The organism is Alcaligenes aquatilis (genome assembly GCF_003076515.1).
Lineage (GTDB): Bacteria > Pseudomonadota > Gammaproteobacteria > Burkholderiales > Burkholderiaceae_B > Alcaligenes > Alcaligenes aquatilis.
Window position 1 is genome coordinate 1,368,999 of record NZ_CP022390.1, and the last position, 24,084, is coordinate 1,393,082.

The following is a 24,084-nucleotide window of genomic DNA, read 5'->3' on the forward strand; positions in this document are numbered from 1 at the left end:
GACGGGTCATTAACCCGCCCCCTCGTCATACTGCTCATTTTAGCCAGCAGGAACCACCCCAGGCGTTTTACTACGGCCATTCAACATATAGTCCATCAGCTCGCGCACCGACTTCATCGCCTTGCCAAAAGGCAGGGCTTCGGAACTGCGAAAGAACAGACCACGCTCCACATCCCCTTTCAAGGCGTAGGCTAGCTGACGGTCAATACAAAACTGACCATGACGCTGCACACCATCGCGCAAACCACAATGGGCCAGGCAATCAAAGCCTTCCGTGCAAGCACGCTCACGCGCCACCGATTGCAGTTTTTGCTCTTTGTGCAAATAGGCATCCAGCCAAGGCGTACGAACAGCGCGAGCGGGCAAGCCGGCCACACTCATGAATGTCACGATGTCCTTGGGCTCCGCATCCAACAAAACGCGCTTGAAGTTCTCATGCGCATCACCTTCTTCAGTGACCGCAAACGCTGTCCCCATTTGCACACCGTCTGCACCCCAATCCATTAATTGACGTAGTTGTTCAGGGCGGTGAATCCCGCCTGCGGCGATCAAGGGAATACGCTCGGCCTCCAGGCCCAGCTCGCGGAACAAGGCTCGGCAACCCTCCAGCACACGCTGGAACGCATATTCAGGTTTGTTCAAGGACTGATCGTCGGCGGCGCCCAGGTGACCTGCGGCATAACGGGGGTTTTCCAGAACGACGGCGTCCGGCAGACGCTTGCGACGCAGCCATTTCTTGACCAGCAGGGTGACGCCACGTACATCCGACAAGATAGGAATCAGGGCAACTTTGGGGTGATCCTGAACCAGTTCAGGCAAATCCAGGGGCAGGCCAGCGCCTACCACCACCGCGTCTGCGCCGCTCTCGCAGGACTGACGCACATATTCGGGATACTGCGAAACAGCCTTCATGATATTAACTGCAATCCCGCCCTTTCCCCCTGATCGCTCTCGAGCCCGATGAATTTCACGGTCCAGCGCCTGCAAATTAGCCGCATCGACTACGCCTTTTTCGACACCTCCCCCGGTGCTGTCCATGAGATCTTCGTGATGGCGTCGTAAATCCACGCTGGAGATCGTCCCCAGCCCTCCCAATGCGGCCACTGTACCCGCCAGCCGGGACGCCGAAATACCGACTCCCATGCCGCCTTGAACAATAGGCAAAAGCAGTTTTCCCTTCAGGGACATGAGACGTAAATCCGTCTTTAGCACGATGTTAATACCTTAGGTTGATGCAAGAACCTGCCGGCCACGTCGGGACCCGAAACAGGGCAATAGAATCGTGGCCGTCTGCAAAGACGGCCACTGTGTTAAATCAGGCGGGAATAGCGTGCACCGCTTTCCTGGCTCAAATACTTGTCGAACACCATGCTGTAGGCGCGCACAAACAGGCGACCTTTGGGCAACACCTGGATAGACTGGGAATCGACCGTCAGCAAGCCGGCTTGGGCATAGCTGTGGAGCTCTTGCAGCTCAGAAGAAAAATAGCTAGCAAAATCAATACCATAACGCGCTTCCAGACGCGCAATAGGCACAGGCATGCTGCACATCAAATGCATGATCACTTCCGCCCGTAGGCGATCGTCTTGCTGCATCACAATGCCGCGCTCGATCGGTAGACGCCCCTGATCTATATCGGCGTAGTAATTGCGCAGGCTGCGGGCATTTTGCACATGCATAGTCCCCACTTGACCGATAGACGACACACCGAAAGAGACCAGATCACAGGCGGCACGGGTGGTGTAACCCTGAAAGTTGCGGTGCAAGCTCCCGTCCAGACGGGCCAGATTCAGTTCATCGGTAGGCAGGGCAAAGTGATCCAGACCAATGTAAACATAGCCGGCGTCCAACAGACGCTGCGAAGACATCAGGAACAGTTGCAGACGCTGGTCGGCGTCAGGCAATTCTTCTTCGTTAATCAAGCGCTGAGCCTTAAAGCGCGTGGGCAAGTGCGCGTAGTTATAAAGAGCGATGCGATCTGGACGCAGTTGCACCAGCGAGTCAATCGTGATGGCAAAGCTTTCTAGAGTCTGCAAAGGCAAACCGTAGATCAGATCCGTATTGATGGATTGAAAACCGGCCGCCCGGCTTTCTTCGATGGCGCGTTTGACCATCTCGAAGGGCTGAATACGATTAATCGCCTTTTGCACGTTGGGGTCAAAGTCTTGCACCCCAAAACTGGTACGGTTAAAGCCCAGAGCCGCCAGGTTCTGGAGAGTGCCTTGCGCCAAGGTACGTGGGTCGATTTCGATGCCCAACTCCGCATCGTCCGTAAACGCAAACTGCTCGTTAAGCTTGGCCATCAGACGAGCCAGTTGCTCGTTATCCAGGAACGTGGGCGAGCCGCCGCCCAAATGCAATTGTTCGGTGCGCCTGTCCGCATCCATGTATTGGGTAACCATGTCAATTTCGCGCAGCAGGTAATCCAGGTACTGCTCGCTCTTGCTACGGTCCTGCGTAATAATTTTATTGCAGGCACAAAAGTAGCAAAGCGACTGGCAAAACGGAATATGCAGGTACACCGACAAAGGGGGATTGCTGCTGCTCAAGGCCCGTCGCGATAGCTCGTGAATATAGGGCTGGGCGGGGAAGTCCTGAAAAAAACGGTCTGCGGTGGGATAGGAGGTATAACGTGGTCCAGAACGATCAAAGCGCCGGATCAGGGCTTCTGAGATTTCAATATCTTGCGCGGTCGGAGCACTGGTATCCGATGCTTCCAAAGTTTGCGGCATACAGGGGCCTCCTGAAAAAGACCGGTTTCTTCTAGTCAAGCATTTATTGTGAGAGAAAACCTCACGTATGCGCTTGACCTGCATCAAGCCCGCAAGAACTAAAAAAACGCTTTTTTTCTCGCAGTTGGACTGAAATTAGCCGCATATATCGTATTATTAAGCGCTAGCCGCCTAAATCACCGCCTGTTGGAGTCAGATGTATTTGCTCGTGATCCTAGCACTGCCGTTCATCGGTAGTTTGCTATCTTCCCTGATGCCCGCGAACTCTCGCAAACTCCAAGCATCTCTTGCAGGCGCTGTTGCCATTACCTGCACCCTACTGACTCTCTACGCCTATCCAGACATTGCTCGCGGAGAGGTGTTGGAGTCATCCCGTTCCTGGATTCCCGCTCATGGCTTGACCTTCAAGCTGCGCATGGACGGCTATGCCTGGCTGTTCAGTGTCATCATTACTGCCATGGGGGCCTTGATTGCCCTTTACGCGCATTATTACCTGTCAGCCCAAGATCCAGTCCGACGCTTCTTCTCCTTTCTACAAGCCTTTATGGGTTCGATGCTCGGCGTGGTGCTGTCGGGCAACCTGATCCAGTTGGTGGTGTTCTGGGAGCTGACGAGCATCTCCTCCTTCATGCTGATCGCCTACTGGTATCACCGCATGGATGCGCGCCGGGGTGCGCGTATGTCGCTGATCATCACCGGCACCGGGGGGTTCTGTTTACTGGCAGGTGTGCTCATGCTGGGCCAGGCCGCTGGCAGCTATGACTTGAGCGTGGTATTGGAGTCGGGCGAGCAGATTCGCAACCACCCTTGGTATACCGGGATGCTGATCCTGATTGCCTTGGGCGCGCTCACTAAAAGTGCCCAGTTCCCCTTTCATATCTGGCTACCCCATGCCATGGCCGCCCCCACTCCCGTGTCGGCGTATTTACACTCGGCCACCATGGTCAAGGCCGGCGTATTCCTGTTGGCACGCCTGTGGCCTGCACTGTCGGGCACGACAGAATGGGCTGTCATTATTGGTGGCGCCGGTCTGTGCTCTCTGACACTGGGAGCCTACGTAGCCATGTTCCAGCGCGATATGAAAGGCGTGCTGGCCTACTCCACCATTAGCCATCTGGGTCTGATTACCTTGCTGCTGGGGCTGAACAGCCCGCTTGCTCTGGTCGCGGCGCTGTTTCACATGATGAACCATGCCACCTTCAAGGCTTCCTTGTTCATGGCAGCCGGTATCGTGGACCACGAAACGGGAACCCGTAACCTGAATCGGCTATCCGGTCTGCGCCACGCTATGCCCTTGACAGCCACTCTGGCAACTGTCGCGGCAGCCGCCATGGCCGGCGTGCCCCTGTTGAACGGCTTTATCTCCAAAGAAATGTTCTTTGCCGAGACCATTCTGGCCGGTAACGGCAATATCTGGGAGTACGCTCTGCCCGTTGTGGCGGTCATCGCCGGGGCCTTTAGCGTGGCCTATTCCCTACGCTTTATCGCCCAGGTCTTCTTTGGTCCTGTCGCCACCGACTTGCCACGACAGCCGCATGAGCCGCCTCGCCGCATGTTGATCCCCAGTGCCATTTTGGTGCTGACCTGTTTGTTGGTCGGTATTATTCCTAGCCTGACGTTTGGCCCCTTCCTGCATACTGCGGCCAACGCCATTCTGGGCGCTGAAATGCCCCAATACAACCTGGCCGTCTGGCATGGTTTCAACCTGCCCTTGATCATGAGCCTGCTTGCCACCGGCATGGGCGTGATCTTCGTTCTGATCATCAACCGTTTCTACAAAAACCGCCAAGGCCGCACGCCTTTGCTGACCCGTGCCGATGGCAGGCGCTTCTTTGAGCTGGCCATGGAATATCTGGAAGTGGCCGCAAACTGGGCGGTAGGCAAACTGTACTCGCCACGCCTGCAACGTCAGATGCTGCTGATCATTGTGGCAACACTCTGCGTTGCCTCCCTGCCTCTGGCCCGTGGAAACTGGTTCAAATCCACCATTTCTACACCCATTGACCCCTTCTTTGTCCTGATGTGGGCAGTGGGAATTGCCTGCGCGATTGGTGCTGCCCGTCAAGCCAAATTCCACCGTCCGGCCTCCTTGTTGCTATCCGGAGGTGCCGGTCTGGTTACCAGCCTGACCTTTGCCTGGCTGTCGGCCCCTGACCTGGCACTGACTCAATTGGCCGTAGAAGTAGTCACCGTGGTGCTGATTTTGCTGGGCCTGCGCTGGTTGCCACAACGGGTCAGTGATATACCCGGCAATCAGGACAAGAGTGCTCGCGCCCTGCTACGCCGTAGCCGCGATTTGATCATTGCCATTCTGGCCGGTTGCGGTATTGCTGTGCTGGCCTACGCCATGATGACGCGCCCTCACCCCAGCGGTATCTCCCCCTTCTTTGTCGAGAAAGCGCTGCCTCTGGGCGGCGGGGCCAACGTAGTGAACGTGATTCTGGTCGACTTCCGTGGCTTTGATACCTTTGGTGAAATCGTGGTGCTGGCTATTGTTGCCTTGACGGTCTTCGCCTTGCTGCGTCGTTTCCGCCCCCCCATTGAAGCCATTGCCCAGCCGCTGGCCCGTCGCCAGAACGTCAAGGACAGCCGCGAAGCTGTCTTTGTGGAGCCCGACCCCAAGACTGCCCTGCCCGAAGGCATCATGCAGATCCCTGCCGTCTTGCTGCGCTTGCTACTGCCTATCTCTACGCTGATCGCCTTGTACTTCCTGCTGCGCGGGCACAACCTGCCTGGTGGTGGTTTCGTGGGAGGCCTGATCATGGCAACCGGCATTATCTTGCAGTACATGGTCAGCGGCGTGGTGTGGATGGAATCCCGCCCACTGATTCAACCTCAAACCTGGATTGGCTTGGGTCTGTTGACCGCCGGTGTGGCCGCCATGCTGGTCTGGGCCTTTAACAAGCCCTTTCTATCGGCCCAAAGCTGGGATCTGCACCTGCCCCTGGTTGGCAATGTGCATACTTCCAGCGCACTGATTTTTGACATCGGCGTGTTCATGCTGGTGATTGGCTCCACCATCCTGATTTTGATCGCGTTGGCTCACCAGTCCCTACGTTTTTATCGCAAACTACCGTCGCTGCAATCCGCCTCGAACGCTTCATCCGGGATGGAGAACAAATAATGGAAATCGTGCTTTCAATTGCGATTGGTGTACTGGCCGGCTCAGGCGTTTGGCTCCTGCTGCGCCCACGTACTTTTCAGGTCATCATGGGACTGGCTTTAGTGTCCTACGCCGTGAACCTGTTCATCTTCAGTATGGGTAGGCTCAAAATCAGCGCCGCTCCCGTTATCAACGCCAGCAAACAGGGGGTGGACTATGCGGACCCCCTGCCCCAAGCTTTGGTGTTGACCGCAATTGTGATTGGCTTTGCCACCACCGCCCTGTTTCTGGTCGTCATTCTGGCCAATCGCGGCCTGAGCGGCACTGACCACGTTGATGGCCGCGAGGAAGACGATCTGTGAGTCTACTCAACCAACACTTGCCCGTATTGCCGGTCGCCATCCCTATGGTGGCTGCGGCCCTGATGGTGATGCTGCGCGACAAGCGCCGTCACTACAAGCTGCTGATCGCCTTTGGCTCCTTATTGGCCCAATTGTTTTGTGCCGTTTATCTATTGTTACTGGCCGATGGCACGCTGGCCCCGATCTGGCCACAATCCGTCGGAGTGTACCTGCTGGGGGATTGGCCGGCCCCCTTCGGAATCGTTCTGGTCGTGGACCGTTTGGCCGCCTTTTTGCTGGTTCTGACCAATGTGCTCGCTTTTTGCTGCTGGTTCTATTCACTGGCCCGTTGGGACCGCGTAGGGGTACATTTCCATTCCCTGTTCCAGTTGCTATTGATGGGTCTGAACGGCGCTTTCCTGACGGGTGACCTGTTCAACCTATTTGTATTTTTCGAGGTTTTGCTGGCAGCATCCTATGGGCTGATGCTGCACGGTTCGGGCGCCGCCCGCGTCAGTGCCGGACTGCACTACATCGCCGTCAACCTGATCTCCTCTTTTCTGCTGCTGATCGCCATCGCCCTGATTTACGGTGTCACTGGCACCTTGAACATGGCCGATTTAGCCCTGCGTGCCGGCTCCCTGCCCGACGCGGACCGCCTGGTGTTCGAGTCAGCCTTGGCCATCCTGGGTATCGCCTTTCTGATCAAAGCCGCCGCCTGGCCTTTGAACTTGTGGCTACCCAATGCCTACGGCAATGCCAGCGCTCCAGTCGCTGCCATGTTCGCCATCATGACCAAGGTTGGTATTTACGCACTGCTGCGCATCGGCTCCTTGCTACTTCCCACCGGAGCCCCGGCCGCCTTTGGCGTGGCCTGGATGTTCCCGGCGGGCATTGCCACTCTCACCTTTGGCGCTATCGGCGTGATGGCCGCACAACAACCCGAACGGCTGGCCAGTTATTGCATCATCGTGTCCTCAGGCACCCTGCTGGCCGCCCTGGGTATGCCAGGAGTCATTCTGACAGGCCCTGCCCTGTATTACATGCTGAGCAGCGTACTGGCTCTGGGTGCGTTTTTTCTGCTGCTGGAGCTGGTCAGCCGCACCAAGCCCTTTGGAGCCGACCTGTTGGCAGTCAGTCAGGAGGTCTTTGATCTGGACGACCCGGAATCCGAAGACCATAGCGATGATGTGGTCGGCGTGGCCATCCCCGGTGTCATGGTATTTCTGGGCATGTCCTTTATTGCCTGCGCCTTGCTGATTGTGGGCCTGCCGCCGCTATCGGGCTTTGTGGCCAAGCTGTCCTTGCTGACGGCCGCCCTGAAAGCCTCGGGTCAGTCGCCAGAGCCGCTTAACGCCTGGATTCTGACAGCCGCTGTGCTGATCTCGGGTGTGGCCGGTTTGATCGCCATGGTGCGTGTGGGAATTCGTCTGTTCTGGAGCAATAGCTCCTTGACGATTCCCCGCCTGAAACTGATCGAAGCCGCCCCCATCGCCAGCATTATTATGGCTTGCGCGATCTTGAGTTGGTATGCCGGCCCCATCACGACTTACCTGGAACAGACGGCGCAACAACTGGATGAACCCCGTATTTACATCGGCTCGGTCTTGCGGCAAAACCCCGTGCGCTCTGTCCAGGCGGAGGGATTCTAATGCGACGCTATACCAAACATCTTTTCCTGCCTTTGCTGCTACTGAGTCTATGGCTGCTGCTGAACGACTCACTCTCGGCCGGTTACGTGGTGCTGGGCCTGTTCCTGGCCATCGCCCTGAGTTTGGCTGCCATTCCCTTTCGTCCAGTTAAAGCCAGTATCCGTCATCCCTTTCTGGCCCTGAAACTCATCTGCCAAGTCACGTGGGACATTGCACTGTCCAATATTGCCGTGGGCCATCTGGTGTTGAAAGGCGGCGATGCGCCCCGACCCGGTTTTTTAGCCATTCCCCTGCGCATGACCGACCCGCACGGTCTGGCAGCGCTGGCCTGCATCATTACCTATACACCAGGTACCGTCTGGTCCGGCTTTGACTATGAAACCCGCGTCCTGACCTTGCATATTCTGGATCTACAAGACGAGCAGGTCTGGTTAGACACTATTCAGAAGCGCTATCAAGAACCGCTACTGGAGATTTTCCAATGATAGACATTGTTTACTGGGCCTGTCAGTTTGCCCTGGGCTGCTTTGTCCTGGGCATGGGCTGCGCCGTCATCCGTCTACTTAAGGGTCCGTCGGCCGCCGACCGCGTACTGGCGCTGGACACCATGTACATCAACGGCATGCTGGCCTTGTTGGCCCTTGGCATCCGCTTTGACTCCACCCTGTATTTTGATATCGCCTTGCTCATTGCCCTGTTTGGTTTTGTAGGTTCGGCAGCGATGGCGAAATTCCTGCTACGCGCCGAGGTAATCGAACCATGACTACACCTTTGTTGCCCTGGTGGCTGGCCGTCCCGGTCGCCCTTTTACTAGTACTGAGCGGCATCGTGGCTCTGGTGGGGTCAGCTGGCCTGCTGCGTTTTAAGCATTTTTACTCTCGCATCCACGCCCCCACTATGGGCAATACATTAGGTACATTCTTTATGGTGCTGGCCGTAGCCATCAGCGCCAGCCACTTGATGAGCCGTCCTATCCTGCACCCGCTCATCCTGAGTGTGCTCTTGATCATTACCTCGCCGGTGACAGCCATTTTTTTGATGCGCGCCGCCATCAAGCGAGAGCATCGCCAGCGTCTAGCCAAATATGGCCCGGATGAACCGGGCTACCTGGACATGCCACATAAAGCGCCTCTACCGAAAGAATTGGCTGAACCGCCAAGCAGCGACAGGACTTGAATCAAGCCATGGGGGTTTAGAAAAGTTTTATTACCCTCACTTGCACCTGCTCCACCTATACTAGTAAGTGTTTACTGCGTATCGGGAATTGCCCCATACGCAGTCGTTTTTGGGGCTTTGCGGCCTGCTACTCATACCTGCTCGTAACAGCGCTCGCCAAGCCGGTGATTCCCTTAGCAAGTCAAGGAGTGAGATCGATGAGTCTACTTACACGCCCATCCCGAATTCTGAAAGCAAGCTTGCTCAGCTTAGGTTTGCTCTCACCCGCTGCCTGGGCTCAAACCCCGTCCCAAGACTACCAACGCGATATCCAACGCTGTGAACAATTCACCGGGGAGCAGCGCACCACTTGCCGTCGCGAAGCTGGTGCCGCTTTGCAAGCCGCGCGTCACCACAAGCTGGGCAAACGCGACCACAATATGGATGCCAATCGCCAGGCGCGTTGCCATCGTCTGCCTGCGGATCGCCAGCAAGACTGCCTGAAAGCCATGACCGGCCAGGACACAACGGTGCGCGGTAGCGTGGAAGGCGGCGGTATTTTGCGCGAGACCACGACGGTGATGCCTGCCCCGTAAGTGCACGATGCACACGGCTATCCTGGCAGGTAGTCAAACAAAAAGAATGGGCCTTGCAAGGCCCATTCTTCATTTCTGCGGGCTGTTTCTTTAGCCCATCTCCAATTTACAACTCCACCTGTATACCCATCTCCACCACACGATTAGGCGGAATCTTGAAAAAGCGGGTACTGCGGCTGGCATTGCGAGCCATGAATGCAAACAAACGCCGGCGCCAGCCCAAATACCAAGGCTGACGCGATTGAATCATCACCGTCTGGCGCGACAGGAAATAGGACGTTTGCATCGGCTCCAGATTCAGCTCTGGGTGCTCCAGGGTGATCTGCTCCAGTAATTGCGGCACATTAGGTTCCTGCTTGAAACCCCAGGAAGCGACCGCCTGCCAACTGCCACGACTGAGACGTTGCAGGGTATAACGCTCTCCAAATGGAACATAAGGGACACCGGCACTCGTCACAGTCAAGAACAAGACCTGCTCGTGCAGAACCTTATTGTGTTTCAGGTTATGCAATAGCGCCGGAGGAACAGAGTCGGGAATCGTACTCATGAATACGGCCGTACCCGGTACGCGGGTAGGCGCGTACTCCTCCAGACTCAGCAAAAATTCTTTCAGCGGCTGCTTGTTTTCCAGCAGGCGCTCGTGCAAAGCAGCCCGCCCCTGACGCCAGGTCAACATCAGGCCCAACAACACAGAGCCCACTAACAAGGGTAGCCAGCCACCCTCCAAAATCTTGAGCGCATTGGCCGAAAACAGGAGCACGTCCAGAATCAGGAAAATACCCAACAACCCCAACCAGGCCCAACGCTTGATTCCGCTGGCGCGGCGCGGCAGCAAAAGCAAGGCCAGCAAGCTGGTCATCAACATCGTCCCTGTTACCGCAAAACCGTACGCATGGGCCAGACGATCCGAGGAGCCAAAGCTCAGAACCAGAATCATCACTGCCACACACAGCAGTAAGTTCACACGCGGCAGATAAATCTGCCCCTCTTCTTTAGCCGACGTGTGTTGAATCACCATGCGTGGCCAGAATCCAAGCTGAACTGCCTGACGGGTAACAGAGAACGCGCCGGAAATCACGGATTGGGACGCAATCACCGTTGCGACCGTGGCCAGCATGACCATCGGTACCAAAGCCCAGTTGGGAGCCAGAAAAAAGAAGGGATTACGAATCGCCGTCGGGTCAGAAATCAGCAAAGCACCTTGACCGAAATAGCACAGGACCAGGCAAGGCATCACGATCATGAACCATGCTTTGCGTATCAATGGACGACCAAAGTGTCCCATATCGGCATACAAGGCCTCGGCACCGGTCAAGGCCAGTACCAGCGCCCCCAGCAGCAAAAAGGTTTGCCAGGGTGCCTCAGCAACAAAGGCCACGGCCCAACGCGGATCCAAAGCCAGCAACACTTGCGGGTGCTCAATAACACGCCACAGCCCCAGCCCACCCAACACCAGAAACCAGGTCAACATAATGGGGCCGAACAGCTTGCCCATGGTTCCCGTACCGCGCGACTGAATCAAGAACAAGGCCAGCAAGACCCCCAGCGCCAGAGGCACTATCCAGGGATCCAGCACATGGGACACCATACCTATGCCCTCCAGCGCAGACATCACAGAAATGGCTGGCGTAATAATACTGTCCCCGTAAAACAAAGCCGCGCCAATCAGCCCCAGCACCACAATGATCTGACGACGCGGCCCTTGAATGCCACGTGCAGCCAACTCCATCAGTGCCAGCGTACCGCCCTCCCCTTTATTATCCAGGCGCAACACTACCGTGACGTACTTGATGGAGACCACCACCGTCAACAGCCAGAACAACAAAGACAACACTCCATAGACCTGTTCGGCGCCGGGCTGTCCATAAGGACTCAGGGCCACTTTCATGGTGTAGAGCGGGCTGGTTCCAATATCGCCATACACTACGCCTAACGCGCCCATTAACAAGGCGGCTTGCGCCGCTTTCTTGGGGTTTTCTGTTGCTGTGTTCAAGGCTTAATTTCCAATCAAAGTATCGTGCCGGGTCAGACGCGCACCAATACGCGGACCGGGAAAAACAATGGTGATGCGAGTACCCGGAAAATCAGGACGACTCATCAAGCTCCACCAGGCGCCATGTGCACGGGCAATTTCCTGCACAATAGCCAAGCCCAAACCAGAGCCCCCCGCCTGCGTGCCAGGGGAACGGTAAAAAGCCTCAAATACGCGCTGCTGCTCGCTGGCCTCGATACCCGGCCCGTGATCCTCCACCGACAAAGAAGGCGGATTACTGGCCACCCGCAAAACAATGCGGTCTGTACCTAGCCCATAGCGCAAGGCGTTATCCATCAAATTCGACAACAGCTCACGCAATAATATGGGGGCAGCATCAATCCAGACCGGCTTTTCAGGCGCCAGCAAATGGATTTCCACACCATGCTGGCGAGCCTGCAAGAACCAGTCACCGCCTTCTTCACGCACCCATTCGCACAAATCCAGACGCACAAAACTGTCCTTGATATTGCTATCTGCATCGGTGCGCGCCAGCACCAGCAACTGCTGACCTAGGCGAATCATGCGGTCCGACACGCTTTTGATGCGCTCGGCTCGTTGGCGAATGTCCTCTGGCAACGGTCGTGCCAGCATCAGCTCAGACTCCAGCTGCAAACCGGTCAAAGGGGTACGCAACTGATGCGCCGCATGACCAATAAAGCGTTTTTGCGCCTGCAGGGTATCACGCTGGCGTTCCAGCAACTCGTTAAAGTGCTCCACCAACGGCACCACTTCGGCGGGCAAAGCACTGGCATCCAGGCGCTCGAAGTCATCATCGGACCGATTGCGGATCTGTTGTGATAAATCATCAATAGAAGCCAGTTGCGAGCGAATCCCCGACAACAACACCCAGGCAATCAGACTGACCAGCAATACTTGGCTAAGCGCCATGGTCCAGAAAATATCGCGCAGCAGCCAATCTTCCAGGCTCATGCGTCGCGTCAGTATCCAGGTAACACTCAAGTCGAGCACCACCAGAATGGAGATCGGGGGAAACAGACGGCCCATCAATTTACGGGCCAAAGAACCGGGGGCAAGAAAGCGCTCCAGCCAGCCTCGCAACAAGGAGGTTTTTACCGCTGGAGAAAGATGCTGATCGGGCATGGTTGACCTAGATTTTCAGACAGCAGGCACGGGCTGCCGTTATGCTCCGGCCACGCTCTCCACATCGAGCAAATAACCAAAGCCGCGCACAGTCTGTATAACCGCCCCGGTGCCCTCCAGGCGCTTGCGCAAGCGATACACGTAGACCTCGACCGCATTGTCGCTGAAATCGGCGTCCCAGGCAGACAGTGAGTTGATAATTTGCTGCTTGGTGACCACACGGCCCGCGCGCATCATCAACATTTCCAGTACGGACAACTCCCGCACCGACAAAGTGACGCGTTGACCCGCACAGCGCAACTCGCGGCCAATGGTATCAAAGCTCAAGGGACCGACATCGATAATAGGCTGTACCTGGCCACTACGCCGACGGCCAAACACACGTACTCGGGCGGCCAGCTCAGACAGGTCAAAGGGCTTGATCAGGTAGTCGTCCGCACCAGCGTCCAGACCACCGACGCGATCATCCACGCCATCACGCGCAGTCAGAATCAGAACGGGAATGGCATTGCCTTGCCGACGCAATTGGCGCAGCACCTCCAGGCCACTGATACCGGGCAAGTTCAAGTCCAGAAGCAGAAGGTCATAGACCTGGGCAGTCAGCTCTTTCAAGGCACTTTCGCCTTCCTGGAGCCAGTCAACAGCGTAGCCCTGGTCGTTGAGAAATTCCTGCAGTGCGGCGCCCAGTATGGCGTCGTCTTCGATAACTAGTACACGCATTCGGGAGATTTTATTACGAAACTGGCCCCTCGCGTTGCAGATGCAAAGCGAGGGGCCAGAAAAAACAACACGAACCAGAACCCGGGATTACGGAGCAGGCGCAGGCTCGGCTTCCTGCTGGGTAGCGGCGCCATCCTTGGCTTGACCGTCTTGACCAGCAGCCTTGGTCGTGGGGCCTGGACGAGTGATGAAACCCAGACGGGTCAGACCGGACGCCTTGGAGCGGCTCATCACCTGGGCCAGTGTTTCATAGCGCGTATCGGTATCAGCACGGATACGCAGTTCAGGCTGAGGCTCATCCTTGGAGTAGGGAGCCAGCGTGGCAGTCAAGTCCTCCATCGCCACAGGCTGCTCATTCACGAAGATCTGCCCTTCAGCGTCAATGGCCAGATCAATCGTCTTGGGATCTTGCTGAACCGGCTCGGATGTGGCCTGGGGCAGCTGAATCTTGATCGAGTGCGACAGCAGCGGAGCGGTGATCAGAAAAATCACCAGCAGAACCAGCATGACGTCAATCAGGGGCACCATATTGATTTCGGACAGCGCAGAGCCCGAATTGCGATTGTCAAAGCTGCCAAAAGCCATGATTAGTGCTCCCGCTTGGCAGCCGCTGCCGCGCTTGATGTCGCACCGCCACCCGAGCTAGGGACGCGGCGCAAAACAGGTTGGTTGTCCTGCACGGGTTGGCCTGTGGTCAGGAATGTAAACAAATCGTGGGCAAAGGCGTCCAGTTGGGACAAGTAAACGCGGTTGGTACGCACAAAGGCGTTGTAGGCCAACACGGCGGGAATCGCCACGGCCAGACCCAGACCCGTCATCACCAGCGCTTCACCCACAGGACCAGCAATCTTGTTCAGGGTCACGCCATCGGACAGACCAATATTGATCAGTGCGTGGTACACCCCCCAGACCGTACCGAACAAACCCACAAACGGGGCGGTGGAACCGACCGAAGCCAGCAGCGTCAGGCCGTTTTCCAATTTGGCGGTTTCTTCGTCCATGACTTTACGCATGATGCGCGAGACAAAGGCATCGGTAGAACCCTTCTCTTCCAGACGCATAGCGCCATATTTCACATGATGTTTTTGAGCGTGGATGGCGTGACTGGCCAAATGGCTGAACGGATCGCGGGCACCGTGAGTGGCGATTTCGTTTTCAACCTGCTCCAGGGAGCTGGCGGACCAGAACTCGCGCATGAAACCTTGCGAGCGACGCTTCAGACGGAAGGACAGTACGCCCTTGACGATGATCAGGTACCAACTGGCAACCGACATCAAGGCCAAGATCACGAACAAGGTCTTGCCAACCACATCACTTTGCTGGATAAAGTGCAGCACCCCGGTCGCTTCCTCAGCAGCAGCAACACTGGCGGCAGCCTGATCGGCAACAGGCCCTGCAACTTGTGCCAGGCTTACCCATACGCTTTGAAATAGTTCCTGCATCATTGATATATCCTAGTAAACAAAGTCGAAAGGAATATCGGCCATGGCACGATAGGCCACACCATTTTCCGTATACGGTTTGAAACGCGCTGTGCGTACCGCCTTCAATGCTGACTCATCCAGACGCTCATAGCCTGAAGAGCTTTGCACCTTGGCCTCCAGCACGGTTCCTTGGGTTGAAATCACTACACGAACCACCACGCGGCCCTGTTCACGACGGCGTTCCGACGCCCTTGGATACACAGGCACAGGACGGCGCCCCAAATAATCCACACGACCGATCAGCTTGGGTCGGTCCCCATCGGTAGAGCGGGCAGCGGTTTGGGAGGTGTTGTCCGTTGCCGGGCCTGCTTGAGCGGCCGGCGCTGCTGGCTGAGCAGGCTGCGGTGTTTCTGCCGGTGGGACCTCAGGCTTGGGCTGTGGCTTGGGCTTGGGTTTCGGCTTGGGTTTTGGTTTGGGCTTGGGCGGCTCGGGAATGGGTGGTTTTTCCACGATAGGCTCTGGCTCAGGCTCCGGCTCAACAACGGGTTCGGGCTCAGGCTCGGGATCGGGTTCCACCTCGGGTTCAGGTTCAGGCTCAGGCTCAGCCACCACCTCCTCAGGGGGGGCGCTGACCTGCTCTTGCTGAACCGGGGACTCCGACACTTCCACCAGGGTCACACCGACAATATCCATCGGGGCGGGCTCGCCCACAATCTTGGGGGTTTCCGTCCACAAGATGGTAGCCACGACACCCACGTGCAATCCCAGTGCTAATGCCAAGCCAGTTGCCTTCAAGGCCAGCATCGAGCGATTATTCTTTTGAGAAGCAATTCCGGTCATAATCCGTTCTACACATTCTGCAACCCGCATGGACCATGACGGGACCGGACAGGATGCCCAGTGAAGTATCGAATCTTAACAGAAACAGGAATGATTCTCAATACTGAATCTCTATAATATTTTCTGCTGACAACCCGCCTCACAAAAACCTTCCAGATACTAACGCAGACAGGCTGCCCTAAGGGCAGCCTGTTTGTGAATAATTTGCAAAAAATCAGGACAAACGCACTTCAGCCTCAGGCTCGATAGGAAAAGCGCTGAACTTGCGCGGCAAGGCCAAGGCCCGTTCACCAGGTCGCAAGCCCAGCTGCGACCAGCGCTGATGATCAAACTCAGCTTCCCAGGCTCGCTCCCCCTCGTTCAAGGCCAACTCAACCCGCACCGTCGCGCCCAGAGGAATAATGCGCTGCACGGCTACGACGATACCCTGACCATCCAATTGACGCTGCAAATCCAGATCGTGCGGACGTACATATCCGACAGCCTCGCCCTGCCCTGTACCCTGACCATTCAAAGCCTGATTGGACTCGAATTGCCCCAACTGAGGATCAGCGACAAAACGTCCGTGCTCGAACTGACCCGGCAAGCGATTCGCTGCCCCCAGAAACTCATACACAAAGGGACTGGCTGGATGATTGTAGACATCCTGCGGAGCACCCTCCTGCTCAACCCGACCTTTGTTCAGCACCACAATACGGTCCGCCACTTCAATGGCCTCTTCCTGATCGTGCGTCACAAACAAGGTGCTGATATGCAGATCATCATGCAGACGACGCAACCAGGAGCGCAACTCTTTGCGCACCTTGGCATCCAAAGCACCAAAGGGCTCGTCCAGCAGCAAGACACCCGGCTCTACGGCCAAGGCACGTGCCAGAGCAATACGCTGTCGTTGGCCACCTGACAAGGCCGCTGGATAGCGATCGGCCAGCCAGTCCAGTTGCACCAGTTCCAATAGTTCATGCACACGCTGACGAATCTGGGCTTCGGGCAAACGCTGCTTACGCGGTTTGATACGCAGACCGAAGGCAACATTTTCAAACACCGTCATATGACGGAACAAGGCATAGTGCTGGAACACAAAACCCACCTGGCGATCACGCGTGCCCACGGCGGCTACATCCTTGCCGTTGATCAGCACCTGACCCGCATCCGCATATTCCAGGCCAGCCACGATACGCAGCAAGGTTGTCTTGCCGCAGCCAGAAGGCCCCAGCAAGGCCACCAGCTCGCCCGCTGGAAAATCCAATGTCACATCACCCAGTGCGGTAAACGCACCAAACTGTTTAGATAGATGACGAACTTCGATACTCATAATGAACTCCGAATGCGATCATCCGTGATGACCGTCTTGAACCATTTTGCGCTCGGCCCACAATTTAAGCGCCAACGTCAGTAAAGCCAAGACTGCCAACACCGAAGCCGCCGCAAACGCGCCCACCGTGTGATAGTCGTTGTACTCAATCTCTACATGCAAAGGCAGCGTGTTGGTCTGGCCCCGTATATGGCCCGACAGCACCGACACCGCCCCAAATTCGCCCATGGCACGGGCATTGCATAGAATCACGCCATACAGCAGTCCCCACTTGATCTTGGGCAGCGTTACCCGCCAGAACATCTGTCTGCCATTGGCCCCCAGCACCCGCGCAGCCTGTTCTTCCTCACTGCCCTGCATTTGCATCAGTGGAATCAACTCGCGCGCCACGAAGGGAAAAGTGACAAACAAAGTCGCCAGGACCAAACCGGGCAAAGCAAAGACGATACGAATGTTGTTGGCATCCAGCCAGTCCCAAAACGGGCCCTGTCGACCAAAAATCAGCAAGAACATCAAACCGGCAATCACGGGCGATACCGAAAATGGCAAGTCGATCAAGGTGGTCAACAGGCTTTTGCCACGAAACTCAAAACGAGCAATGGCCCAAGACGCCGCCAAGCCAAATGCAATATTCAACGGCACCGCAATCACGGCAACCAGAACCGTCAGGCTGGCCGCATGCCAGGTATCGCTCTGGCTCAAGGCGGACAGATACGGCATGATGCCCCGGCTAAAGGCCGTCATGAACACCAGGATCAAGGGCAGCAGCAAGAACAGCACAAAGAACAGCACGGCAATGCCAATCAGTATGGCTTTGACGGCCGGGCCTTCATCCTGCGCCGCCCGCAAACGTGCCGTCTGTACCGGCACCGCTTGCACAGCGGTGTCTATTGTCAGGCTGCTCATCGTGCGCCCTCCAAAGATAAAGGCGCTGCTACCTTTGCCGCTTTAGCACTAGCCTGCCCTGAGTGACGCGACTGCAAATACCACTGCAAACGGTTGATCGCCAACAGAATGATGAAGGACAACACCATCATCAGGACAGCCAAGGCCGAAGCTCCCGCATAGTCAAACTGCTCCAGCTTGATCACGATAAGCAAAGGCGTAATTTCCGAGACCATAGGGACGTTACCAGCAATGAAAATCACCGAACCGTACTCACCCACCGCACGAGCAAAAGCCAGGGCCACGCCCGTCAAGCAGGCAGGCAAAATGGCGGGCAAAATGACCTTGGTGACCGTCTGGAAGCGATCCGCCCCCAAACACGCACTAACCTCTTCCTGTTCCTGCTCCAGTTCTTCAAGAACCGGCTGCACGGTACGCACAACAAAAGGCAGGCCAATAAACACCAGGGCGATCAGTACCCCCCAAGGGGTAAACGCAATCTGCCCTACATAAGGTTCAGCCCAGGAACCGATCCAGCCGGTAGGCGCATAAATAGCGGCCAGTGAAATACCGGCTACCGACGTGGGCAGGGCAAAGGGAAGATCAATCAAAGCATCCACGATGCGGCGTCCAGGAAAACGGTATCGCACCAGAACCCAAGCCAGAACCAAGCCGAACACACCATTGATCAACGCCGCCAACGCGGCCATGCCAAAGGTCAATTTCAAAGAAGCCAAGACACGCGCGGCACTAATGGTTTCCCAAAACGCCGACCAGCCCATAGAGGTGGTCTTGAGCACAACAGCAGACAAGGGAATCAGCACAATCAGGCTTAAATAACTGATGGATAAACCCATCGTCAGCCCAAAGCCTGGTAAAGCCCGCTGCTTGCGCACAGCGGGCAAAAATCCCCACAGACGAGCCTGTAACATCGGACGGTCCTCGGTGATAGTAGGGTTATCTGCTCAAGTAGATGCTGTCGAACACGCCGCCATCCGCAAAGTGCTTGGCTTGCACCTGTGTCCAGCCACCCAGCTCATCATCCACCTTATACAACTTCAACGCCGGAAACTGATCGCGGTACTTAGCGGCCACCGACTCCAGGCGAGGACGGTAAAAATGACGTGCGGCGATTTCCTGCCCTTGCGGGCTATACAGATATTCCAGATAGGCTTGGGCCACTTTTTCTGTGCCATGCTTGGCGACATTAGTGTCAAGCAATGCCACAGGCGGCTCGGCCAGAATGCTGCTGGAAGGCACCACAATATCGAAGCGATCAGGCCCCAGATCCTTCACCGACAAGAGAGCCTCGTTTTCCCAGGCAATCAATACATCGCCAATGCCCCGCTCCACAAAAGTTGTGGTCGATCCACGCGCACCGGAATCCAGCACGCTGACGTTGCGATACAGTTTGGCCACAAAATCTCGGGCCTGCGCTTCATCCCCATTACCTTGCTTCAAGGCGTACAACCAAGCGGCCAGATAATTCCAGCGCGCCCCTGCCGAGGTTTTAGGATTAGGCGTCACGACCTTCACATCAGAACGAATCAAATCGTTCCAGTCGTGAATCCCTTTGGGATTGCCCTTGCGCACCAGCAGAACAATCGTAGAGGTGTAAGGCGTACTGTTGTCCGGCAGGCGAGCTTGCCAGCCTTTGTCCAGTAAACCGGACTGGGCGATCTGATCGATATCGGAAGCAATACCCAGTGTCACCACATCAGCGGGCACACCATCAATAACGGTACGCGCTTGCTTGCTGGAGCCACCGTGGGAACTACGGATGACCACACTGTCACCTGTTTGTTCTTTGTAATGTGCCTGGAATGCCTTGTTGAATTCAGCGTACAGCTCACGCGTTGGGTCGTACGAAACATTCAGAATGCTGACCTCGGCCGCGACCGCCGTTGCGGCCGCCAACACCAAAGCGAGCAAAGCCCCTGCCCGAACGCCCTTCCACTTCTGTTGAATCCGCTTCATGTCCCATCCCCTAGAAACCATTTCCAAGCAATGAGAACGAGTCTAGCAAGGGTGTTACACCCGGCTAAATACCGATTCTTTGGTTAGATATAGCGGGGAGATGGAGGGGGCGGAAACGGCTGCCGGATCAAGACTGGTCTACGCTAGCCCGATCAAAGAAACGCTTGCAATTGCCCTGGTCGCGCTAGAAGTTGGCTTCAATCAACTCGCCCTGCCCGGCACCAAAATTCACATCTTCGATCGAGTTCAGACGACATAGAAACAAGGCACCGGGCCACAAACTGCTCCATATTCTGTGCACAATGTTCCGGGTTTCATCCCATGGGAAGTAGTGCAAGGACAGGCTGGCCAGAACCAGCTCAAGATTATTCGCCGCTTCCGGCCAAGGGCCGCGCCTATCCCTGCACTCAATCTGCGCCTCGGGCGCACGCTGCTGCGCGATCGCCACGCACTCAGGCGAGAGATCAAAAGCCATCACCTTCACGCCTGCCCGGATCAAAGTCAGCGTGTCGTCACCAAAACCACAGCCTGTCTCCAGCACCGGCGAGGCGATTTCACGTTGAGCGATTAAAGGCAACCAGCGATCAAGCCAAGGGCCCGAACACATAAGCGCGTTTCTTGTACGACAAGGAAAAAATCAGGCGGCAGAAACGCTAAGGTCACGGATCAGCAAAGTTAGAACAATCGCCGCCAACAGACACTCGCCGACATTGAACCAAAGGTGCCACGGCTTGGACTTGTCATTCATACCCAGCGCGTAGCGAATTCCTCTGTAATTGATCCAGCCCAGGCTCACGACCAACACCGGCCACAGGATCCACAGCGGTGGGAAAAACAGAAGAAACATGAAGGCCAGCCAAGCCAGAATCAGAGTGGCAAGTGGAGACAGACAAGAGAGGAGTTTGCTCATGAAGACCCAAGGAGCGCATATCGACCAGCCTAGTGTCACCTGAAATAGTCGCTGCGCTCAAGAGCAGGCAAAAAGCAGCGACAAGTTTGGCAAGACTGCGAAATCATCTCGGCCCTACCTTGCCTTGGACCGGATAAGTAGAATTGAAAAAGCCGAACCCAATGTTTCAAAGGGCCCGGCTTTATTGATCAACGCAACGCTTGCCTAATCAGGCAAGCAGAGGATCAAATGATCTGGATCTGGGTAGCGCAAGGGCCTTTCTGGCCTACGCCTGCAACGAAAGAAACTCGTTGGTTCTCTTCAAGAGATTTAAACCCAGCACCCTGAATTTCACTGTGGTGTGCGAAGAGGTCTTTACCGCCACTTTCGGGCATGATAAAGCCGAAGCCTTTTTCGTTATTGAACCACTTCACGATACCAATTTCTGTTTTCAATGTATGTCCTAATTAATCAGGGGAAAAATGTCCCTGGACACACTATGGACGCTATTTGCAGATATAGATAGCGCCGTTACAAATTAAACCGACGCCACACCTGCACGAACCATCAACGAAGCATATGAAGGGTGCTCGGCCTCATGACTTTGCGCCCTGCTATACGTCGATATCCCAGAGCACTGTGCCCATATCTGAATACCTATAGGTCACTTACTCGCAGGTAATGCAGGAATTGACGTTGGCCCCAGCTACGTCTCTCGCATGCTCTCCCCTGAAAGAAAGACAGGTCAAAAGCGCATTGGTGAGGAGCGTGTCGAACGACTGAATGCCGCCTTCCCTGGCTGGTTTGCCGCTGAATCTGGGGAGCTGACAACTGCAATCAGTTGCGCACCGCCCCCAGCATACCTATGGTCGGAATACCTTCCCCCACCACCTCTAAGGGCCGTGGCCGGGAAGCCGGCGTCCCCGTGCAACTCATTCAACACGTAAATGTGCTTGAGCAGTGGGTGCGTGAAAAGTGGGTAGTGTGAACCCGTACCGCATCAGGGGACTGACTGATAGCCGCAACAATATGTCTCCCACCATCAATGACGGGATTTTTTTTGTCGATGTGGAGTGCCAGAGTGTTTAAGCTGGCGGAGTCTACGTGCTTGATGTCGCGGGTCGGTTAAATAGCCGCCTGATGCTTAACCCGGCACACAACCATTTAGACTAGAGAGCCCCATACTTGCACCAGCCCAAAAAGATGCACCAGCCCATAAACCAAACAGATCGCTGAGCTGATCATGATAAACCGGCGGCTTCGACCGGTACCCGCCAGGGCCAACGGCCCAAGCAAACCGCGCAACAAGTAGATCGAGGTAATGCCGATCAAAGCCGGTCGCACCAAGGGAAGGCGCTCGATCACGCCAGCAGCGGACAGCGCGTAGGCCGCCCATACCGCAAGCACTAAGGCGATCCCTGCTGTAAACACCGCAGGAAACCAGCGGCCAGCCTGAGCCGCACGCACAAAGCGATCGCCTGCGCCAAACAGTTGATACCAGGAAGGCCCAACAATGATCACCCCAACATGCAGCAGGGCAGCTATAAGACTGAGCCCAGCGCCGATCACAAGCATTAAGTTATATTCGTTTGCCATTTCATCCTGACTTATTGCGGGCCTCCGCCAACTGGAGGGGGTTGCGTAATTTAGCATGCCAACCACTTCACCGTCGCATGAAAATGCACTCCAAAGCTGGCGGATACGGCAGATCAGTCCTTGTTCGCGGAAGTCGGCCCTCTTGAATGATCGCCAGTTTCCTTTCGTACTCACCGCACTCAAGCCTACGGTCCCGCCCCATATCAACACGTCCGCCACCCGACAGCGCAGCATCCAACTTGATGTGCGTACCCATCCGGTAACGAGACGCTGTGAATGATCAGGAAACTGGACGTAGCCTTTTCTCACTCCCCAGTCGGTGCAACGAGCCCCTACGCAGGCACTCATGGTAGCTGGCGCAGCAGCCCCACCCTTTTCATTTCTGATGATCCAATTATCTACCCAGCCGACAGTAATCCTGGCCAACGGCCAATCCTCATGCATGCGCACAATCGTGCGCTGTGCTGCGACATTCTTCGGGAATGGATGGGCTTCCGGTTGGCACTCTCTGTCCAAAGCGCTAATCGTCAGGATGCGGCCGTCTGGCTGATGCGCTGAAGAAATGATGCCCCAATCCCGTAAAGGACATCAAACCGCTGGGCATACTCATCGCCCCCTTGCTCAGAGACGAAGGTCATATGGACAGGTTTTTCCAGTAACCCGGCTTTTTTGAATATGTATTCCCAGGTACCGTTTGTGCGGATCTGTTTACAAGCCATTACATTTTCCCAGCACACCATCTAAACTTAAACAGGCTTCAATGCAGGGCGTAGTTGAATGGGTAGCAAGCCAATCCTAGTTGGTTGAGGCTATCCAAAAAGCGGGCTAAACAGGCACAAAAAAAGCACTTAGTTTTACCTAAGTGCTTGATTCGACTAGCAAAAGAAATGGTGGGTGCTGAGGGGTTCGAACCCCCGACCTACGCCTTGTAAGGGCGCCGCTCTACCAGCTGAGCTAAGCACCCATTTCTGTGATGCCGTTCTTCTTGTGAAGAAAAAGAATTATAGGATCAAAGATTTTTTTTTGCAAGTCTTTTGCGCCAATTAATTTAAAAATTAATTCACGGCGTCTTTCAGAGCCTTACCGGGACGGAACTTAGGCACGTTTGCGCCTTCGATCTCGATGGTTTCGCCGGTACGTGGGTTACGACCCGAACGGGCAGCGCGTTCCGACACAGCGAAGGTGCCAAAACCAACCAGAGTAACCGTATCTTTTTCTTTCAGCGTGGTGGTCACGGCATCGATAAACGCATCCAGCGCACGACCAGCGTCAGCTTTGGACAGATCGGCTTTGGTGGAAATGAATTCGATAAGCTCGGTTTTATTCATTGAGAAAATACCCCTGAAAATTATTTTACGGGCCCCCAGCGGGAACCAGTGTGTGGCGGTCAGACTTAATAGTGACAAACGAAAGGGCAGCTAAGCACTGCCGTCTGCCATTGCTACCGGGCGCATAAGCACCCCGGTTGGCTACCGCGTATTAAGCCTTCGTTTAATACCCGTGTCAAGCAAAAAACCTCTGTAACCCGCATCATTGCTCACTGTTGATACAAGTTGCAGGACTTTCCCTAATTTGTGCCGCGAAACTTAACAGGCCGTCGCAAATATGTTATTTGAACTTTTAAAACTTCAAAATTAGCCAACTGATACTGTGATTTTGAATGTTTTTCAACCGCTTATGCGCCCCTCTCTGCAGCCGCAAAAACCACTCTCAGCCTAATTTCCCT

Annotated in this window: 24 protein-coding genes and 1 tRNA gene; 7 read left to right on the top strand and 18 right to left on the bottom strand. The window is 55.6% G+C overall.

Annotation, left to right across the window (positions count from 1 at the left end):
* Window positions 1-39: 39 nt before the first annotated feature.
* Both CA948_RS06330 and hemN read right to left on the bottom strand, forming a co-directional pair.
* Window positions 40-1,188 carry an NAD(P)H-dependent flavin oxidoreductase gene (locus CA948_RS06330; protein ID WP_094196977.1) on the bottom strand — a complete coding sequence of 383 codons (1,149 nt, stop codon included), beginning with the start codon at window positions 1,186-1,188 and terminating at the stop codon, window positions 40-42.
* 122 nt (window positions 1,189-1,310) lie between these two features.
* The gene (gene hemN, locus CA948_RS06335; protein ID WP_108727600.1) at window positions 1,311-2,732 is read right to left on the bottom strand and encodes an oxygen-independent coproporphyrinogen III oxidase; all 1,422 of its coding nucleotides are present in this window, start codon (window positions 2,730-2,732) and stop codon (window positions 1,311-1,313) included.
* A gap of 196 nt (window positions 2,733-2,928) precedes the next feature.
* Here hemN and CA948_RS06340 point away from each other — a divergent pair, with 196 nt between their 5' ends.
* The 7 genes from CA948_RS06340 to CA948_RS06370 all read left to right on the top strand — a co-directional run bounded on the left by CA948_RS06340 (window position 2,929) and on the right by CA948_RS06370 (window position 9,579).
* Window positions 2,929-5,856, top strand: coding sequence for a monovalent cation/H+ antiporter subunit A (locus CA948_RS06340; protein ID WP_108727601.1), 2,928 nt, complete (start codon window positions 2,929-2,931; stop codon window positions 5,854-5,856).
* Window positions 5,856-6,197 (top strand): Na+/H+ antiporter subunit C, encoded by a 342-nt coding sequence (locus CA948_RS06345; protein WP_094196980.1) that lies wholly within the window; start codon window positions 5,856-5,858, stop codon window positions 6,195-6,197. Before CA948_RS06340 ends, CA948_RS06345 begins: the two co-directional genes overlap by 1 nt.
* A gap of 44 nt (window positions 6,198-6,241) precedes the next feature.
* Window positions 6,242-7,828 carry a monovalent cation/H+ antiporter subunit D gene (locus CA948_RS06350; protein ID WP_230018783.1) on the top strand — a complete coding sequence of 529 codons (1,587 nt, stop codon included), beginning with the start codon at window positions 6,242-6,244 and terminating at the stop codon, window positions 7,826-7,828.
* Window positions 7,828-8,313, top strand: coding sequence for a Na+/H+ antiporter subunit E (locus CA948_RS06355; protein WP_094196982.1), 486 nt, complete (start codon window positions 7,828-7,830; stop codon window positions 8,311-8,313). The genes CA948_RS06350 and CA948_RS06355 overlap by 1 nt, the downstream gene beginning before the upstream one ends.
* Complete coding sequence (locus tag CA948_RS06360) at window positions 8,310-8,591, top strand: K+/H+ antiporter subunit F (protein WP_009461751.1); 282 nt, start codon at window positions 8,310-8,312, stop codon at window positions 8,589-8,591. The genes CA948_RS06355 and CA948_RS06360 overlap by 4 nt, the downstream gene beginning before the upstream one ends.
* Window positions 8,588-9,004, top strand: coding sequence for a monovalent cation/H(+) antiporter subunit G (gene mnhG, locus CA948_RS06365; RefSeq protein ID WP_094196983.1), 417 nt, complete (start codon window positions 8,588-8,590; stop codon window positions 9,002-9,004). The genes CA948_RS06360 and mnhG overlap by 4 nt, the downstream gene beginning before the upstream one ends.
* Before the next feature lie 197 nt (window positions 9,005-9,201).
* Window positions 9,202-9,579 (top strand): hypothetical protein, encoded by a 378-nt coding sequence (locus CA948_RS06370; protein ID WP_108727602.1) that lies wholly within the window; start codon window positions 9,202-9,204, stop codon window positions 9,577-9,579.
* Window positions 9,580-9,685: 106 nt separating this feature from the next.
* On the opposite strand, the gene CA948_RS06375 is transcribed toward CA948_RS06370, so the two are convergent.
* The 16 genes from CA948_RS06375 to CA948_RS06455 form a co-directional block, all read right to left on the bottom strand.
* Window positions 9,686-11,521, bottom strand: a complete 1,836-nt coding sequence (locus tag CA948_RS06375; protein ID WP_094198373.1) for a potassium transporter Kup — start codon at window positions 11,519-11,521, stop codon at window positions 9,686-9,688.
* Between the two features lie 54 nt (window positions 11,522-11,575).
* A complete protein-coding gene (locus CA948_RS06380) occupies window positions 11,576-12,715 on the bottom strand; it encodes a sensor histidine kinase (RefSeq protein WP_094196985.1) in 1,140 nt (379 codons plus the stop codon).
* Window positions 12,716-12,754: 39 nt separating this feature from the next.
* Window positions 12,755-13,435 (bottom strand): response regulator, encoded by a 681-nt coding sequence (locus tag CA948_RS06385; protein ID WP_094196986.1) that lies wholly within the window; start codon window positions 13,433-13,435, stop codon window positions 12,755-12,757.
* 87 nt (window positions 13,436-13,522) lie between these two features.
* Complete coding sequence (locus CA948_RS06390) at window positions 13,523-14,020, bottom strand: ExbD/TolR family protein (RefSeq protein WP_108727603.1); 498 nt, start codon at window positions 14,018-14,020, stop codon at window positions 13,523-13,525.
* Window positions 14,021-14,022: 2 nt separating this feature from the next.
* On the bottom strand, window positions 14,023-14,880 hold the full coding sequence (locus tag CA948_RS06395; RefSeq protein WP_108727604.1) for a MotA/TolQ/ExbB proton channel family protein: 858 nt from the start codon (window positions 14,878-14,880) through the stop codon (window positions 14,023-14,025).
* A gap of 9 nt (window positions 14,881-14,889) precedes the next feature.
* Window positions 14,890-15,663, bottom strand: coding sequence for an energy transducer TonB (locus CA948_RS06400; protein WP_108727605.1), 774 nt, complete (start codon window positions 15,661-15,663; stop codon window positions 14,890-14,892).
* Between the two features lie 250 nt (window positions 15,664-15,913).
* Window positions 15,914-17,011: a sulfate/molybdate ABC transporter ATP-binding protein gene (locus CA948_RS06405; RefSeq protein ID WP_108727606.1), complete on the bottom strand. Its 1,098-nt coding sequence runs from the start codon at window positions 17,009-17,011 to the stop codon at window positions 15,914-15,916.
* An 18-nt stretch (window positions 17,012-17,029) separates the two neighbouring features.
* Complete coding sequence (gene cysW, locus CA948_RS06410) at window positions 17,030-17,917, bottom strand: sulfate ABC transporter permease subunit CysW (RefSeq protein WP_108727607.1); 888 nt, start codon at window positions 17,915-17,917, stop codon at window positions 17,030-17,032.
* Complete coding sequence (gene cysT / locus CA948_RS06415; RefSeq protein WP_108727608.1) at window positions 17,914-18,828, bottom strand: sulfate ABC transporter permease subunit CysT; 915 nt, start codon at window positions 18,826-18,828, stop codon at window positions 17,914-17,916. The genes cysW and cysT overlap by 4 nt, the downstream gene beginning before the upstream one ends.
* 25 nt (window positions 18,829-18,853) lie before the next feature.
* Window positions 18,854-19,873, bottom strand: coding sequence for a sulfate ABC transporter substrate-binding protein (locus tag CA948_RS06420; RefSeq protein WP_108727609.1), 1,020 nt, complete (start codon window positions 19,871-19,873; stop codon window positions 18,854-18,856).
* A 184-nt stretch (window positions 19,874-20,057) separates the two neighbouring features.
* Window positions 20,058-20,480 carry a class I SAM-dependent methyltransferase gene (locus CA948_RS06425; protein ID WP_108727610.1) on the bottom strand — a complete coding sequence of 141 codons (423 nt, stop codon included), beginning with the start codon at window positions 20,478-20,480 and terminating at the stop codon, window positions 20,058-20,060.
* A 30-nt stretch (window positions 20,481-20,510) separates the two neighbouring features.
* Window positions 20,511-20,783 carry a hypothetical protein gene (locus CA948_RS06430; RefSeq protein ID WP_108727611.1) on the bottom strand — a complete coding sequence of 91 codons (273 nt, stop codon included), beginning with the start codon at window positions 20,781-20,783 and terminating at the stop codon, window positions 20,511-20,513.
* A gap of 224 nt (window positions 20,784-21,007) precedes the next feature.
* Window positions 21,008-21,217: a cold-shock protein gene (locus CA948_RS06435; protein ID WP_094196995.1), complete on the bottom strand. Its 210-nt coding sequence runs from the start codon at window positions 21,215-21,217 to the stop codon at window positions 21,008-21,010.
* A gap of 709 nt (window positions 21,218-21,926) precedes the next feature.
* Window positions 21,927-22,802: a hypothetical protein gene (locus CA948_RS17765; RefSeq protein ID WP_238988660.1), complete on the bottom strand. Its 876-nt coding sequence runs from the start codon at window positions 22,800-22,802 to the stop codon at window positions 21,927-21,929.
* Window positions 22,803-23,246: 444 nt separating this feature from the next.
* Window positions 23,247-23,322: transfer RNA gene (locus CA948_RS06450), tRNA-Val, on the bottom strand.
* A 91-nt stretch (window positions 23,323-23,413) separates the two neighbouring features.
* On the bottom strand, window positions 23,414-23,686 hold the full coding sequence (locus tag CA948_RS06455; protein WP_003799450.1) for an HU family DNA-binding protein: 273 nt from the start codon (window positions 23,684-23,686) through the stop codon (window positions 23,414-23,416).
* Window positions 23,687-24,084 lie beyond the last annotated feature (398 nt).